The sequence below is a fragment of the Brevundimonas vesicularis genome (genome assembly GCF_044807075.1).
GTDB lineage: Bacteria > Pseudomonadota > Alphaproteobacteria > Caulobacterales > Caulobacteraceae > Brevundimonas > Brevundimonas vesicularis_G.
Genome location: NZ_CP085234.1, coordinates 2,081,774 through 2,096,306, shown reverse-complemented (window position 1 = coordinate 2,096,306; position 14,533 = coordinate 2,081,774). Strand labels below are relative to the sequence as shown.

Below are 14,533 nucleotides of genomic sequence, written 5' to 3'. Positions count from 1 at the left end.
TCAGGCCTCCACGTAGACGTCAGTATAGAGCTCGGACGGATCGGGTTCCGGGCTCTCTTGGGCGAATTGAACAGCTTCGGCGACAATCGCCTTGATCTCGTTGTCGATGGCCTTGAGCTCGTCCTCGGTCGCATTGGCGGCCGACAGCAGCGTCTTCAGGTGATCGATCGGGTCGCGGGTCTTCTTGACCTCGTCAACCTCTTCCTTTGTCCGGTACTTGGCCGGGTCGGACATCGAGTGACCGCGATAGCGATAGGTCTTCACTTCCAGGATGAAGGGACCGCCGCCCTCGCGGGCGCGCTTCACCGCGCGGGCCGTGGCGTCGCGCACGGCCAGCACGTCCATGCCGTCGACCTGCTCGCCCGGAATGCCGAAGCTGGCGCCGCGCTGATACAGTTCGGTTGTGGACGACGAGCGCTCGATGCTCGTGCCCATGGCGTACTGGTTGTTCTCGATGATGTAGATGGCGGGCAGCTTCCACAGCTGCGCCATGTTGAAGCTTTCGTAAACCTGCCCCTGGTTCGAGGCGCCGTCGCCGAAATAGACGAAGGCCACCGAATCGTCGCCGCGATACTTGCCGGCGAAGGCCAGGCCGGTGCCCAACGCCACCTGGGCGCCGACGATGCCGTGACCGCCGTAGAAGCCGGTCGGCACGTCGAACATGTGCATCGATCCGCCCTTGCCCTTGGACGAACCGCCGCTGCGGCCGGTCAGCTCGGCCATGACTTCCTTGGGATCCATGCCGGCGGCCAGCATGTGGCCGTGGTCGCGGTAGCCAGTGATGATCTTGTCGTGGCCTTGTTTAACGCTCTCCTGAACGCCGACCGCCACGGCTTCCTGGCCGATGTACAGGTGGCAGAAGCCGCCGATCAGCCCCATGCCGTAGAGCTGGCCCGCACGCTCCTCGAAGCGGCGGATCAGAACCATCTCGCGATAGAAGCGAAGCAGGTCTTCCTTCGACGCCGTCGGCGTGTTGGGCAGTTTGTCAGGCGTGGTCGTCTGAGCGGATTTGGCTGGGGCTTTCGCCATCCGGTATCTCCCGGCTAGGCGCCGAGGACCGACACCTTCTTATCGTTACGGAAAGGGGCTTTAGCAGCCTTCCTTCCGGTAACGCAAAGGGGTGCGGGTCGCCCTGTAACAATAGTTCAAGTGGTGAACTTCGCTTATCCTTGGGCAGCAGGGGGCGAGACGCGGATCACATAGTCACGCGGATCGGAGAAGCCGAGCACAGCGCGCGCGCGCTCTTCCAGAAGATCGCGAGACAGACTGTCGGTGCGCAGATAGCGCACGCGTGTCTCAAGGTCGCGGCGCTGCTCGGTAAGATGCGCCAGCTGGTCCTCGCGCTGCCCCAGCAAGGCGTCGCGAGACGAGCCGCTCAACAGTCCGCGCTCGCCCGTCAGCGCCTGCACCCCAAGATAGGCCAGCAGCAGCAACAGGACGAGGGACAGGCGGTAAGGTTTCATCCGTTCGGGCACTTGAAACGCTCCTTCTGAGCGCGAAAACACAGTTCAGAAACGGTGCCCGAAAATGCCTAACGAAATGTAGCTTGACCGTAAGATTGTCGACGGAAAACGCTGATTCTCCGCCGACAATTCCGCCGCTTACTTGAGCAGCATGCCGTCGCCGAAATAGACGCCCTGATCGCCCAGCATTTCTTCGATGCGGAGCAACTGGTTGTACTTTGCCACCCGGTCGGAGCGGGCCAGCGAGCCGGTCTTGATCTGCCCGCAGTTGGTCGCCACGGCCAGGTCGGCGATGGTGTAGTCCTCGGTCTCGCCCGACCGGTGGCTCATCACGGCGGTATAGCCCGCGCGGTGGGCCATATCGACGGCGTCAAGCGTCTCGGACAGGGTGCCGATCTGGTTGACCTTGATCAGGATCGAGTTCGCCAGACCTTCGCCGATGCCGGCGGCCAGACGCGCCGGATTGGTCACGAACAGGTCGTCGCCGACCAGCTGGACCCGGTCGCCCAGGCGCTCGGTCAGCAGGCGCCAGCCGTCGAAGTCATCCTCGGCCATGCCGTCCTCGATCGACACGATCGGGAAGCGTTCGCACAGATCGACCAGATAGGCGGCCATGCCGTCGGAATCGACGGTCTTGCCCTCGCCCGCCATGACATATTTGCCGTCCTTGAAGAACTCGGTCGAGGCGACGTCGAGACCCAGGTGGAAATCCTCGCCCGCGAGGTAGCCCGCCGCCTGGCCCGCCTTGGTGATGAAGCTCAGCGCCTCATCGGCCGAGGCCAGATTGGGCGCAAAGCCGCCCTCGTCGCCGACGTTGGTGTTGTGCCCGGCGTCCTTCAGTTGCTTCTTCAGGGCGTGGAAGATTTCGGCGCCCATGCGCACGGCGTCCGAAAAGGTCTCGGCGCCGGTGGGCAGGATCATGAACTCCTGGATGTCGATCGGATTGTCGGCGTGGGCGCCGCCGTTGATGATGTTCATCATCGGGGTCGGCAGGACGCGGGCCGAGACCCCGCCCAGATAGCGATACAGTTCCTGATTGGCCGACAGGGCGCTGGCCTTGGCGACCGCCAGAGACACGCCCAGGATCGCATTGGCGCCCAGACGGCCCTTGTTGGGCGTGCCGTCCAGCTCGATCATCGCCTCGTCGATCCGGCGCTGCTGCTCGGCGTCCATGCCGGACAGGGCGTCGAAGATCTCGCCGTTGACGGCGTCGACCGCCTTCTGGACGCCCTTGCCGCCCCACATGTCCTTGTCGCCGTCGCGCAGTTCGACCGCTTCGTGGGCGCCCGTGGACGCGCCGGACGGAACGGCGGCGCGGCCGAACGAACCGTCTTCCAGCGTGACATCGACCTCGACCGTCGGATTGCCCCGGCTGTCGAGGATCTGGCGGGCGACGATGTCGGCGATGTCGGTCATGGCTCGGCTCTTTGGCTCAAGGGGCAAGGGAGGTCAGACGGTTTAGCCGCCTCCCCGCCAAACGCCAATGCCGACATCGTCGCCGGGCGTCAGGAACAGCCTTCGACCAGCTGGATCGAAGGATCGCCGGCGTGAATGGCGATGACCTTGCCGTCCGCGCCGACTTCATAGCGGACCCCACGGGCCGCCGGGTCGGTGACATAGGCGCTGGAACCGCCTTTTGACCAAGCATACAGGTCTTCGGCAGGCGCATCCTGATATTTGTGGGGTTGCGCGAATATCGATCCGCCGTACGCCTGTTTGATCGCCAAGGCCGTGTCGCCAACCTTAAACCCGCGATCGGTCTCGATTGTCGCGCCACGAGACAGGGTGATTCGCGTCAGGACCCCTCTTTGGATCATCACGAGCACGTCCGCTGGCGCTTTGGTCGGATGGAACTGATCGCAGACCTCCGGCTCTGGGCCGCCAACAGCGTTCGGCTGAGAGTCCTCACCCCAAACCTTCGCCAGATCGGCCCGCGACATGCCGATCCGCGCGGGGCCCAGCCCTTCGGCTGTAAGGATATTGGGATCGGCGGCGGGCGTGACAGACGACGTTGGCGCCGCCGGCGTCATCGCAACCGGCGCCGCCTCCTGGGGCGCTTCAGCGGTCGGCCCCGCGTCGCGGCCGCAGGCGGCAAGGGTCAGAAGCGCGACGGCGCTGACGGCGGTGAGACGAATCATCATGCAGCATTCTCCAAATGAAGCTTCACCGCATTGAACGCACGAAAACGGCGCGCGGGTCACCGCGCGCCGTCGAAATCGTCATCCGACCGAAGTCGGGGTCGCCTGAAAGACTAGTCTTCCTTCGGCGTGATGACCTGACGTCCGCGATAGGTGCCGGTCTTCAGGTCGATGTGGTGCGGGCGCTTCAGCTCGCCGGTGTCCTTGTCCTCGACGTAGACGTTCGAGGTCAGGGCGTCGTGGGCGCGGCGCATGTTGCGACGCGAGGGAGATACTTTGCGCTTCGGAACGGCCATGTCCGTCTCAATCTTCTAAGTCGGGCGCCGCCCAGAGCCGAGCTCCGTCTAGCGCGAAAACAATAGCGGCGGCCCTCAGGACCGCCACGCGAGGCGCGGCTTATGCATGAACCGCGCGACGATTTCAAGGCGTTTAAGCAGGCGTCAGACGCCGGACGATCTTCGCAGGATTGCCGACCACCACCACGTCGGACGGCACGTCCTTCGTCACGACCGATCCCGCGCCGATCACCGAACGATCGCCGATGGTGACGCCCGCCAGAACGATAGCGCCGCCGCCAATCCAGACGTCGTCCCCGATGACGATCGGCCGCGCCGTCTCCTCGCCCCGGCGGGCGACCGCATCCAACGGATGTTCCGGCGTCAGCAGCTGTACGCCCGGCCCGGCCTGGAAGTTGTCGCCGATACGGATCTCGGCGCAGTCCAGGAACACGCAGTTGGCGTTCGCAAAGGCCCGCGCGCCCAGATGGATGTTGATGCCGTAGTCGCAGAAGAAGCCCGGCATGATGATCGCCTTGCCGTCGGCCGCATTGACCAGTTCGTTGACCAGGGCGCCGCGCCGGTCGCGATCCGGCTCGGCGTTGATGGCGACGGTCAGGGCCACGGCGCGGGCCCGGCCATCGCGCAGATCGGGATCGCCCGGATCGTAAGGCAAGCCCGCCAGCATCTTTTCGCGCTCGGTCATGCGTCCTCGGTCAGAGCGGAGGCCACCGCTTCGCCGATGGCCAGCGAACTGGTCAGGCCCGGGCTTTCGATGCCGAACAGGGCCATCAGGCCATCGATGCCGTGATGTTCGCGGCCATGAAGCTGGAAGTCCGGTTGCGGCTCGCCCGGCCCATGCAGTTTGGGCCGAATGCCGGCGTAGTCCGGCGTCAGGGCGCCATCGGGCAGACCCGGCCAGAAACGACGAATGTAGGTGGCGAACTCCTCCGCCTTGGCGGGATCGACCGAGTAATCCTCGGTTTCGACATAGGCCAGGTCGGGCCCGAACACGGCCTGACCACCCAGATCCTTGCGATAGTGGGTGCCCAGCGCGCCGGGGATGGGCGGCGGATAGATCAGCCGATCGAACGGCGCCTTACCCGTCAGACGGAAGTAGACGCCCTTGCCGAAATGTCCGGCGGGAATGTCTCCGGGCGGATAGCCTTCGATCGACGCCGCCACAGCCTGGGCCGACAGTCCGGGCGCGGTGACCAGAAGGCGGCTCGTGACCTGCATCGCCCCCTCCCCGCCGACACGGATCGTGAACCCGCCGCCCGCCAGCGGCTCTGCGCCCTCGAACGGCGCCGAGACCACGACCGACCCGCCCGCATCCTCGATCTCGCCTTGCAGGGCGAGCATATAGCCGTGGCTGTCGAACAGGCCGCTCTCGGGCGACAGGATGGCGGCGTGGGCGTTCAGCTCCGGCTCCAGCGCCCGCGCCTGGGCGCCGGTCAGATGCGCCAGCCCCTCGACGCCGTTCGCCGTCGCCTGTTCGAAGATGGCCTCGATCCGCTCGACCTCGGCCTCTTGCGTCGCCACGACCAGCTTGCCGCATTTCCAGTGATCGATCTTGCGGCTGGCCAGGAAGTCGTAGAGCGCACGGCGTCCCTCGACGCAGAAGCGGGCCTTCAGTGAACCGGTCGGATAATAAAGTCCGCCGTGAATGACCTCCGAGTTACGCGAGGAGACGCCCTGGCCGATGTGGGCTTCCTTCTCCAACACCAGCACCGTCAGGCCCCGTTTCGACAGCGCCCGTCCGCAGGCCAGGCCCACAGCCCCGGCGCCCACGACGGTCGCGTCGAAATCAAAACTCATCGGGCACCGTATCTCCGTTTCGCCTCGGCCTCGAAACAGCCGATCAGCTTTTCCACCGCGCGGTCGAAGTTCGCCGACAGCATCATGTCCAGCATCCGGGACTTGAAGGCGAAGTCGATCATGAACTCCAGCCGCGTGCCGTCCGGATGGGGAAAGAACTCCCAACGGTTCTTCAAGTGCTTGAAGGGTCCGCGCAGCAAGCCGACCTCGACCTTGGGCGCACTGCGATCATGCCGGACCCAGGTGGAGAATCGCTCCTTCAGGAAGGAAAACCCGACGCTGGCCTCCGCGTCCTGCACGCCGACGCCCTCGCCTTCCTCGCGCGCGTTCCAGACGCGCATCGACGTCACCCACGGCACGAAGTCGGGATAGGCGCGCACGTCGGCGACCAGATCGGCAAGCTGTTCGGGCGCATAGGGAAGAATGCGCGTGACGCGGTGGACGGCCATGCGGGACTTAGCGGCGCAGCTGCGCCTCGCGCGCCGCCCTCAGCCGGGCGAAGTCGTCGCCGGCGTGGTGCGACGAACGCGTCAGCGGGCTGGACGACACCATCAGGAAGCCCTTGGCCCGGGCGATCGCCTCATAGGCCTTGAACTCTTCCGGCGTCACGAACCGATCGATGGCGGCGTGTTTGCGCGTCGGCTGCAGGTACTGGCCGATGGTGATGAAGTCGACGCCGGCGGACCGCATGTCGTCCATCACCTGCATGACCTCTTCCTTGGTCTCGCCCAGGCCGACCATGATGCCGGACTTGGTGAACTGGTTCGGGTCCCGCTCCTTGACCATCTGCAACAGGCGCAGGCTGTGGAAGTAGCGCGCGCCCGGCCGGATCTTCAGATACAGGCGCGGCACGGTCTCCAGGTTGTGATTGAAGACGTCGGGCTTGGCGTCGATCATCACGGCGGCCGCCCCGTCCTTGCGCAGGAAGTCGGGCGTCAGAATCTCGATCGTGGTGTCCGGCGCCTGAAGGCGGATCTGGCGCACCACCTCGGCGAAGTGGGCTGCGCCGCCGTCGGCCACATCGTCGCGATCGACGGACGTGATGACAACGTGGTTCAGGCCCATCTGCTGGACGGCCAGGCCCACCTTGCCCGGCTCTTCCGGATCCAGCGGCTGAGGCAAGCCCGTCTTTACGTTGCAGAAGGCGCAGGCCCGCGTGCAGGTGTCGCCCATAATCATCAGGGTGGCGTGTTTCTGGCTCCAGCACTCGCCGATGTTCGGGCAGGCCGCCTCTTCACAGACCGTCACCAACCCCTTGGAGCGAACGATCTCCTTGGTGGCGTTGTATTGACCAGAGCCCGGCGCCTTGACCCGCAGCCAGTCGGGCTTTTTCAGAACGACCGACTCAGGCCGGTTCTGCTTTTCGGGGTGACGCAGCTCGGACGGCTTGCGCTGAAGGGTGTCGATCAGGGTGACCATGGCCGGTATTTCGGACTTTGAGGCCGTTTAGGCAAGGCACACCGGGTAACAGACTTGCCGCAGGCGTGATCGCGCATCGTAACTCACGCGACGTTACGCATCTTTTCAAGATGACGCGGCGTCATTAATGACAGTCGCCCGAACAACAGAGAGGGCCGCCCGCGTCCTCCGTAGGAGACGCGCTTGCGCCAGGCCCTGGATCCCTCGCTTTACGACTCGACCCTGATCGACGCCCTGATCGATGCGCGGTCGCGGTTCGGCGACAAGGAAATCCTGGAGGATCAGGACCGGCATCCGCTGACCTACACCGGCCTGATCCGCGCCGCCTTCGTGCTAGGCCGCAAGATTGCTGATATGACCGACAAGGGCGAGCGGGTCGCGATCCTGCTGCCGTCGTCCATGGGCGTCGTCGTCACCTTCTTCGGTCTGCACGCCCACGGTCGAGTGCCGGTGATGCTGAACTTCACCGCCGGCGAAGCCAATCTGAAGGCCGCGATCAAGGCCTCGGGCGTCAAGAAAGTGCTGACCGCCAAACGCTTCATCGACCAGGCCAAGCTGGACGACCTGATCGTCGAACTGAAGACGGTGGCCGAGGTCGTCTGGCTGGACGATGTCCGCAAGACCATCGGCCTGGCCGACAAGCTCTACGGCCTCGCCGCCGGCGCGGCGCCCAAGCGGTTCCGCGTGAAGACAGATCCGGACGCGCCGGGCGTCGTCCTGTTCACTTCCGGCAGCTTCGGCACGCCCAAGGGCGTGGTGCTGAGCCAGAAGAACCTCGTCGCCAACGCGCGTCAGGTGGCGGCCCACATCGACCTGCTGCCCGAATGGGTGATGTTCAATCCCCTGCCGACCTTCCACTGTTTCGGCCTGACCGGCGGGGTCATCCTGCCGCTGCTGCAAGGGTTGAAGGCCTTCCAGTATCCGTCGCCGTTGCACGCCAAACAGATCACCGACCTGCTGCCCCAGGTGAACGCCTCGATCCTGTTCGCGACCGACACCTTCCTGAACCAGTACGGCCGCGTCGCCGAACCGAACGACTTCTCGACGCTGAAGTTCGTCGTCGCCGGCGCCGAGAAGGTGCGCGAGGAAACCCGCACCCTGTTCAACACCAAGTTCGGCGGAGTGGAACTGCTCGAAGGCTACGGTGCGACCGAGGCCTCGCCCGTGATCGCCGTCAACCATCCTGACCGCAACACGCCCGGCACGGTCGGTCAGGTGCTGCCTGGCATCGACTGGAAGCTTGAGCCGGTCGAAGGCATCGACGCAGGCGGTCGCCTGATGCTGCGCGGGCCCAATGTCATGAGCGGCTATGTCACCTCGGCCGAGCCGTTGCAGTGGGATCCGATCGGCGATGACTGGCTGGACACCGGCGACATCGTCGATGTGACGGACGACGGCTATGTCACCATCCGCGGCCGCGCCAAGCGTTTCGCCAAGATCGGCGGCGAGATGGTCTCGCTGACCGCCGTCGAAGGGATCGCCGGCGCCGTCTGGCCGGATCAGCGCCACGCCGTCGTGTCGATTCCGGACAGCCGCAAGGGCGAGAAGCTGGTGCTCGTCACTGACCACGCAGACGCTGAAGTCGCGCCCCTGGCTGAATGGGCGCGGACCAACGGTGCGCCCGAATTGATCGTGCCGAAAAAGATCGTCAAGGTCGCCGAGGTCCCCGTCCTGGGCACCGGCAAGACCGATTACGTGTCGATCCAAAAGATGGTCGAGGCCGAGAAGGCGGCCTGATCAGCCGATCCGGACGCCGGTCATCGAGATCGAGCCGCCGTCGATGCGGTCGTTGAAGAAGCTAACCGCCTCGCCCGGTTCTTGCTGGGCGGCGATATAAAGCACCGGCAGGAAATGTTCGTCGGTCGGCACGCTCAGTTGCGCGTCCTCGGCCAGACCCACCCAGTCGATCAGCGCCTCATGGTCGCTCCGTTCGAACGCCGTCTTCACCGCCTCGTTGAAGCCGGTCGCCCAGGCGTAGGGCTCTGCGCCGTCCTCGCGCTTCCAGGTCCGCAGATTGTGGACGAAATCGCCCGAGCCGGCGATGACGATCCCCTCGTCGCGCAGCGGTTTCAACGCCTTGGCCAGGTCGTAATGCTGGCGCGCCGTCAGCTCGCGGTTCAGCGACAACTGAACCACAGGCACGTCCGCCTCTGGCCACACATGGCAAAGCACCGACCAGGTCCCGTGATCCAGGCCCCACGCTCGCGTCTGGACGGCCCCGGTCAGCGCCGACACCCGCGCCGCCAAGGCCGGCGACCCAGGCGCCGGATACTGCATCTCATGAAGTTCGCGCGGGAAGTTGCCGAAGTCATGAATGGTTTCGGGCTTCTCCTGCGCGGTCACGCCCAGCCCGCGCGTCTCCCAGTGGGCGGAGATCATCACCACGCCCTTGGGCTTGCCGATCGCCTCGCCCAGCGCCCGCCAAGCGGCCCCATAGGGACCGCCGAGCGCGTTCATGGGCGAACCGTGGCCGAAGAAAACGGCGGGCTGACGCATCAGATCAACCGTGCAGCTTCTTGGCCAGCTCGGCGATATGCTTGCCCTGGAACCGGGCGCCGTCCAGCTCGACGTCGCTGGGCTGACGCGAGCCGTCGCCGCCCGTGATCGTCGATGCGCCATAGGGCGAACCGCCGTGGATGGCGTCCAGCGTCATCTGCCCCTGGAAGGAATAGGGCAGACCCACGACCGGCATGCCGTGGTGCATGAAGAAGTTGTGCAGGCCCTGGAAGGTCGTCTCCTGACCGCCGTGCTGTGTCGCCGTGGCGGTAAAGGCCCCGCCCACCTTGCCGATCAGGGCGCCCGAGAACCACAGGCCGCCAGCCTGATCCAGGAAGGCGCGCATCTGCGACGCGGCCGAACCGAAGCGGGTTCCGGCGCCGATGATGATGGCGTCGTAGTCCTTCAGATCGTCGATCTTGGCGATCGGCGTCTTTTGATCCAGCTTGTAGTGCGAGGCCTTGGCCAGCTCTTCCGGCACGGTTTCCGGCACGCGCTTGATGTCCACGACGGCGCCTTCGACCTCGCGCGCGCCTTCGGCGACCGCTTCGGCCATGGTTTCCAGGTGACCATAGGTCGAATGATAAAGGACGAGGACTTTCGGCATCGGGGAGGCTCCATTGAATGACAAGGGTCGTCATTCGCAACAACGACCGTTGCTAACTTGGCGCGCTGCCAGCCGTTCCGCAAGTCCCACACGTCAAATCACGTCTCGAAGGGACAGACGGTGTCGTAAAAGGTCCTGTCGCCAGGCGTGGGGCGACCGCGGCGACAATGGAAACGGTGCTCCATCACCATCGCCTGCTGCTCGATGTTCAACGCGTCCCACCGGCAGGTCGGTTCCACGCGATAGGCGTAGGAGGCGGAGGTGTCCCCAGCCTTCAGCTTTGCGAACAGCAGATTGACACCCTGCTGGGCCTGCCAGACGTGCGTCAGCTCATGGATCAGGACGCCCTGCATTCGCACAGGTGCGGACGTGAAGTCTGCAACGAACTGCGCTTGCGGCCACACGATCCAGTCTCGCCCGAACCAGCGTCCAGCCACGAAGGCGCGGCGGAACGGCCAACCGATCAAACGGACAGGTGCGAGGTCGATTGCGGCCCCGAACGCCTCTCGCGCCAGGCCCTTTTCGGCATCGGTCAGGGCGCGAACGAAGGATCCCAAGGCTTCACATACTCCCAGTGCCACGGTTCATAGACATAGGGCGTAAAGCCGAAACGCCCAGCGTTCGCCACCAGCCAGCGATAGGTCTCCGACCGCGCCATATATTCACGGCTGGCCGGGGTGGTGGAATCGACGCCCAGACCCGGCGCCTGGCCGACGTAAAGATCGACCGCCGTGCCCGTCCGATGAGGCGAACAGACGGCACGACGCAGGCCGTCGCAGTTGCCCTGCTGCGCACAACGCGCCGCGTCCGCCTCGGGATCGCGGAAGCCGGAGAAGATCTGCAGCAGTTCTGGATCGACCCCCGCCTCCGGAACCTCCGCCCGCGCGGCCGCGACCAGCCGACGATAGGCGTCCAGCACGTCGCGGCGCAGCAGGCGTGTCAGACGGTCGGCATGTTCCTCGGACTCGACCAGATAGCCCAGCTGATTGATCGGCGGCGGCTCGGGACAGGCTCCGCCGACGCGCGCCATGACGAACGGCCGTCGCTCCTGCCAAAGGCCGCGAAACACCTGGAATGTCGCCGCATCGAACAGGCCAGTCGGCGCCAGGCCGTGCGTCTGCTGAAACCCCGCCAATTGCGACGCGAAGATCGGCGTGCCGGGTCCGCAGGCCGTGTGCAGTTCGCGCTGGATCAGCGGCAGATAGGCCTGCCACCCCCACTCCGCCGCCCCGAACGGCGCCCATTCCATGCCGTAGACCGACTCCGTGTTCGCCAGTCCCTGCGCCTGCCAACCGTCGGCGTTGGTATGGCAGGGCCCGGCCGCACGGGCGCCGCCGGCAAACGTCAGAACGAAGCAAACGGACAGGAACGCAAAAAGGCTTCGCCACATGTCCCACAGGAAGCCCCAAGCCGGTCGATCTCACAAGTGCATGCGTCACCGATCGCTGGCATGGTGGCGCGCGGCCGACTCGCGCCGCGCCTTTCGGACCGACGCATGTCCACCGCCGCGACGACCGCGCTCCGCCGTTCCAACGCCGTGCTCGCGGCCTTTTCCGGCCCGTGCCTGCCGCTGGCGGCCTTCGGCGTCGCCCTGCCCGTCACCCTGCCGGAGTTCTACGCCACCCATGTGGGCCTGGAACTGGGAGTCGTGGCGGCCGTCTTCATGGCTGTGCGCCTGATCGACATCGTCTTCGACCCCTTCATCGGCTGGGGCATGGACAAGACCAAGACGCGCTTCGGTCGCTATCGCCCGTGGATGGCGATTTCGACCCCGATCCTGATGCTGTCGGCCTTCATGATGTTCGTCATTGTCCAGCCTGGCGCCGGACCGGCCTACCTGTTTGGCTGGCTGCTGGTCCTCTATCTCGGCTTCTCAATCGGCACCCTGGGCCAACTCGGCTGGGCCGCCGTGCTTGCACCGCAGTATGACCAGCGCAGCCGCGTCTATGGCTGGTGGCAGGTGTTCAACATCATCGGCGTGATCCTGATCCTGGTGCTACCGACCGTGGTGGTTCAGACCGGCATCGGGAACTATGCCGACGGCGTGCGGATCATGGGCTGGGCCATCCTGATCGCCCTGCCCGTCACCATCGGTCTCGCCATGGTTGCCGTACCCGAACCCGTCAACGCGGGCGACCAGCCGCATGGCGGCGCCGGCGCCTATCTGGCTTTGCTGAAGACGCCCACGGTCCGGAAGCTCTTGATCGCCGACCTGCTGCTGGGCGTCGCGCCGGGCATCACGGGTTCGCTGCTGTTCTTCTTCTTCGGACAGATCAAGGGTTACGACCACAGCCAGGCCGGCCTGTTCATGTTGTTCTATTTCATCGCCGGTCTGTGCGGCGCGCCCATCTGGGCCTGGCTGGCCACGCGGATCGGCAAGGATAAGGCCCTGGCCGTCGCCAGCCTGATCTTCGCGGCCCTCTACATCGCCGCCACCCTGGTTCCTGGCGGCAACTTCATGTTGACGGCAGGGGCCATGTTCATCGCCGGCCTGCCCTATGCGGCCGGCCTGTTCCTGTTGCGCGCCATGATGGCGGACGCTGGCGACGAGGTGCGGCTGCAGACCGGCGTGGATCGCACCGGACTGATGTTCTCCATCCTGTCCGCGACGACCAAGATCGGCCACGTGGTTGCGCTGATTCCCTATCTGATCCTGCAAGGCGTGGGCTTCAAGGCGGTGCCGGGGCCGACGGGCAACAGCGACTTTTCGCTGCTGACGCTCCAGATCCTGTTCATTCTGGTCCCCGGCCTGTTGCTGGCCGCCGCCGCCTGGGTGCTGAAGGGCTATCCCCTGACCCCTAAGCGGCACGATGAAATCCGCCTCGCCCTGGAAGCCCGCGACGGAGCCCGCCGTTGAGACCTATCGACCACCTGCTCGGCGTCATGGAACGGTTGCGCGATCCTGACGGCGGCTGCCCCTGGGACGTGGAGCAGACCTTCGCCACCATCGCCCCCTACACGATCGAGGAGGCCTATGAGGTCGCCGACGCCATCGAGCGCAACGATCTGGTCGAGCTTAAGGGCGAACTGGGCGACCTGCTGTTTCAGGTGGTCTTCCACGCCCGCATGGCCGAGGAACAAGGGCTGTTCGCCTTCGACGACGTGGTCACGGCCATCGCCGACAAGTTGGAGCGCCGCCACCCCCATGTCTTCGGCGACGAAGCTCAGCGATCTCCAAAGGAACAGACCGTGGCCTGGGAGGCCATCAAGGCCGCCGAACGCAAGGACCGCAAAAAGCCCGGCGTCCTGGACGATGTGCCGGTCGGCCTGCCCGCCCTGACCCGCGCCGCCAAGCTGACCAAGCGCGCCGGTCGTGTCGGCTTCGACTGGCCCTCCACCGACGAGGTGTTCGACAAGCTGGCCGAAGAAGTCGACGAACTGCGCGTCGAGATCGCCGCCGGCGACAAGGCCAAGGCGCGCGAAGAGCTGGGCGATCTTCTGTTCGTCGTCGCCAACCTGGCGCGCAAGCTGGACGTCGAGCCCGAAGACGCCCTGCGCGCCGCCAACGCCAAATTCGTGCGTCGCTTCGGCTTCATCGAGGCGGCGCTGGCGAAGAACGGCCGCACGCCCGACCAATCGGACCTAGCCGAGATGGACCACCTCTGGGACGCCGCAAAGGTCGCCGAAAAGGCCGAGCCTGAAGCCTGAGCGACCGCGCGTGACCTACGACCTGATCATCTTCGACTACGACGGCGTGGTCGCCGACAGCGAGGTGCTGAACAGCACCGTGATGGCCGAGCAGCTGACCGCCATCGGCCTGCCGACCTCGCTCGACGACGTGCTGGCCGCCTATACGGGCAAGCGCTGGCGCGACAATCGGCCGGTCGTCGAGGCGGCTCTGGGTCGTGCCTGCCCCGACGATTTCCACATCACATGGTTTGCGACCTGTCGCCAGCGCGCGCCGCAGCAGCTTGAACCCGTGCCCGGTCTGCTGGACTTCGTCGCCGCCCGACCCGAGCCCCGCTGCATCGCCTCATCCAGCGGACCCGACTGGATCGGCATCGGCCTCAACCTGTTCGGCTTGACGGACCATTTCGACGGCGCGGTCTTCACCGGTCTGGTGGTCGAGCGCGGCAAGCCTCACCCGGACATCTTCCTGCACGCCGCCGACGCCATGGGCGTCGATCCGTCGCGCGTCCTGGTGATCGAAGACAGCGAGGCGGGCGTTACCGCGGGCATCGCGGCCGGTATGACGGTCGTGGGGCTGACGGCGGGCGGGCATGTTCGCGACGGCCATGCCGAACGCCTGACGGCGCGCGGCGCCCACTTTATCGCCGACAGCTATGCGGCCGTCTCCGCCTTCATGGATCGCTGAGC

At 65.6% G+C, this 14,533-nt stretch carries 17 protein-coding genes; 4 read left to right on the top strand and 13 right to left on the bottom strand.

What is annotated here, in order from left to right; translation table 11 throughout:
• The 9 genes from pdhA to lipA form a co-directional block, all read right to left on the bottom strand.
• Window positions 1–1,029 carry a pyruvate dehydrogenase (acetyl-transferring) E1 component subunit alpha gene (gene pdhA, locus LG306_RS10400; RefSeq protein ID WP_039243674.1) on the bottom strand — a complete coding sequence of 343 codons (1,029 nt, stop codon included), beginning with the start codon at window positions 1,027–1,029 and terminating at the stop codon, window positions 1–3.
• A gap of 134 nt (window positions 1,030–1,163) precedes the next feature.
• Window positions 1,164–1,463, bottom strand: coding sequence for a septum formation initiator family protein (locus LG306_RS10395; protein WP_404419705.1), 300 nt, complete (start codon window positions 1,461–1,463; stop codon window positions 1,164–1,166).
• Window positions 1,464–1,601: 138 nt separating this feature from the next.
• Entirely contained in the window at window positions 1,602–2,879 is a 1,278-nt protein-coding gene (eno, locus tag LG306_RS10390; RefSeq protein WP_404414227.1) for a phosphopyruvate hydratase, read from the bottom strand.
• A gap of 89 nt (window positions 2,880–2,968) precedes the next feature.
• Window positions 2,969–3,604, bottom strand: a complete 636-nt coding sequence (locus LG306_RS10385) for a hypothetical protein (protein ID WP_404414225.1) — start codon at window positions 3,602–3,604, stop codon at window positions 2,969–2,971.
• Window positions 3,605–3,714: 110 nt separating this feature from the next.
• Entirely contained in the window at window positions 3,715–3,897 is a 183-nt protein-coding gene (rpmF, locus tag LG306_RS10380) for a 50S ribosomal protein L32 (RefSeq protein WP_026108365.1), read from the bottom strand.
• 133 nt (window positions 3,898–4,030) lie between these two features.
• On the bottom strand, window positions 4,031–4,582 hold the full coding sequence (locus tag LG306_RS10375; protein ID WP_404414222.1) for a sugar O-acetyltransferase: 552 nt from the start codon (window positions 4,580–4,582) through the stop codon (window positions 4,031–4,033).
• Entirely contained in the window at window positions 4,579–5,694 is a 1,116-nt protein-coding gene (locus LG306_RS10370) for an NAD(P)/FAD-dependent oxidoreductase (protein ID WP_404414220.1), read from the bottom strand. Before LG306_RS10370 ends, LG306_RS10375 begins: the two co-directional genes overlap by 4 nt.
• On the bottom strand, window positions 5,691–6,143 hold the full coding sequence (locus tag LG306_RS10365; RefSeq protein ID WP_404414218.1) for a type II toxin-antitoxin system RatA family toxin: 453 nt from the start codon (window positions 6,141–6,143) through the stop codon (window positions 5,691–5,693). The genes LG306_RS10370 and LG306_RS10365 overlap by 4 nt, the downstream gene beginning before the upstream one ends.
• Window positions 6,144–6,150: 7 nt before the next feature.
• Window positions 6,151–7,113, bottom strand: a complete 963-nt coding sequence (lipA, locus tag LG306_RS10360; RefSeq protein ID WP_404414216.1) for a lipoyl synthase — start codon at window positions 7,111–7,113, stop codon at window positions 6,151–6,153.
• A gap of 183 nt (window positions 7,114–7,296) precedes the next feature.
• Here lipA and LG306_RS10355 point away from each other — a divergent pair, with 183 nt between their 5' ends.
• On the top strand, window positions 7,297–8,850 hold the full coding sequence (locus LG306_RS10355; RefSeq protein ID WP_404414214.1) for an AMP-binding protein: 1,554 nt from the start codon (window positions 7,297–7,299) through the stop codon (window positions 8,848–8,850).
• Here the strand turns inward: LG306_RS10355 and ygiD are convergent, their stop codons facing one another.
• The 4 genes from ygiD to LG306_RS10335 form a co-directional block, all read right to left on the bottom strand.
• Window positions 8,851–9,609 (bottom strand): 4,5-DOPA dioxygenase extradiol, encoded by a 759-nt coding sequence (gene ygiD, locus LG306_RS10350; protein WP_295244838.1) that lies wholly within the window; start codon window positions 9,607–9,609, stop codon window positions 8,851–8,853.
• 4 nt (window positions 9,610–9,613) lie between these two features.
• Window positions 9,614–10,216: an NAD(P)H:quinone oxidoreductase gene (wrbA, locus tag LG306_RS10345; protein ID WP_404414212.1), complete on the bottom strand. Its 603-nt coding sequence runs from the start codon at window positions 10,214–10,216 to the stop codon at window positions 9,614–9,616.
• Window positions 10,217–10,314: 98 nt separating this feature from the next.
• On the bottom strand, window positions 10,315–10,773 hold the full coding sequence (locus LG306_RS10340; RefSeq protein ID WP_404414210.1) for a hypothetical protein: 459 nt from the start codon (window positions 10,771–10,773) through the stop codon (window positions 10,315–10,317).
• Entirely contained in the window at window positions 10,749–11,606 is an 858-nt protein-coding gene (locus tag LG306_RS10335) for a D-alanyl-D-alanine carboxypeptidase family protein (protein WP_404414208.1), read from the bottom strand. Before LG306_RS10335 ends, LG306_RS10340 begins: the two co-directional genes overlap by 25 nt.
• A gap of 105 nt (window positions 11,607–11,711) precedes the next feature.
• Between LG306_RS10335 and LG306_RS10330 the strand changes: the two genes are divergently transcribed.
• Genes LG306_RS10330 through LG306_RS10320 form a run of 3 tightly spaced genes read left to right on the top strand, consistent with a single transcriptional unit; the run spans window position 11,712 to window position 14,531 of the window.
• Window positions 11,712–13,073 (top strand): MFS transporter, encoded by a 1,362-nt coding sequence (locus LG306_RS10330; protein ID WP_404414206.1) that lies wholly within the window; start codon window positions 11,712–11,714, stop codon window positions 13,071–13,073.
• Window positions 13,074–13,099: 26 nt separating this feature from the next.
• On the top strand, window positions 13,100–13,864 hold the full coding sequence (mazG, locus tag LG306_RS10325; RefSeq protein ID WP_404419703.1) for a nucleoside triphosphate pyrophosphohydrolase: 765 nt from the start codon (window positions 13,100–13,102) through the stop codon (window positions 13,862–13,864).
• Window positions 13,865–13,874: 10 nt separating this feature from the next.
• Window positions 13,875–14,531: an HAD family hydrolase gene (locus tag LG306_RS10320; RefSeq protein WP_404414204.1), complete on the top strand. Its 657-nt coding sequence runs from the start codon at window positions 13,875–13,877 to the stop codon at window positions 14,529–14,531.
• Window positions 14,532–14,533: the final 2 nt, after the last annotated feature.

Bases quoted from the DNA above. Each gene is read 5' to 3' on its own strand.
- LG306_RS10365 (WP_404414218.1), bottom strand. From the start codon at position 6,143: ATGGCCGTCCACCGCGTCACGCGCATTCTTCCCTATGCGCCCGAACAG.
- LG306_RS10395 (WP_404419705.1), bottom strand. From the start codon at position 1,463: ATGAAACCTTACCGCCTGTCCCTCGTCCTGTTGCTGCTGCTGGCCTAT.
- LG306_RS10330 (WP_404414206.1), top strand. From the start codon at position 11,712: ATGTCCACCGCCGCGACGACCGCGCTCCGCCGTTCCAACGCCGTGCTC.
- eno (WP_404414227.1), bottom strand. From the start codon at position 2,879: ATGACCGACATCGCCGACATCGTCGCCCGCCAGATCCTCGACAGCCGG.
- lipA (WP_404414216.1), bottom strand. From the start codon at position 7,113: ATGGTCACCCTGATCGACACCCTTCAGCGCAAGCCGTCCGAGCTGCGT.
- ygiD (WP_295244838.1), bottom strand. From the start codon at position 9,609: ATGCGTCAGCCCGCCGTTTTCTTCGGCCACGGTTCGCCCATGAACGCG.
- wrbA (WP_404414212.1), bottom strand. From the start codon at position 10,216: ATGCCGAAAGTCCTCGTCCTTTATCATTCGACCTATGGTCACCTGGAA.
- LG306_RS10370 (WP_404414220.1), bottom strand. From the start codon at position 5,694: ATGAGTTTTGATTTCGACGCGACCGTCGTGGGCGCCGGGGCTGTGGGC.
- LG306_RS10335 (WP_404414208.1), bottom strand. From the start codon at position 11,606: ATGTGGCGAAGCCTTTTTGCGTTCCTGTCCGTTTGCTTCGTTCTGACG.
- LG306_RS10375 (WP_404414222.1), bottom strand. From the start codon at position 4,582: ATGACCGAGCGCGAAAAGATGCTGGCGGGCTTGCCTTACGATCCGGGC.
- rpmF (WP_026108365.1), bottom strand. From the start codon at position 3,897: ATGGCCGTTCCGAAGCGCAAAGTATCTCCCTCGCGTCGCAACATGCGC.
- pdhA (WP_039243674.1), bottom strand. From the start codon at position 1,029: ATGGCGAAAGCCCCAGCCAAATCCGCTCAGACGACCACGCCTGACAAA.
- mazG (WP_404419703.1), top strand. From the start codon at position 13,100: ATGGAACGGTTGCGCGATCCTGACGGCGGCTGCCCCTGGGACGTGGAG.
- LG306_RS10385 (WP_404414225.1), bottom strand. From the start codon at position 3,604: ATGATGATTCGTCTCACCGCCGTCAGCGCCGTCGCGCTTCTGACCCTT.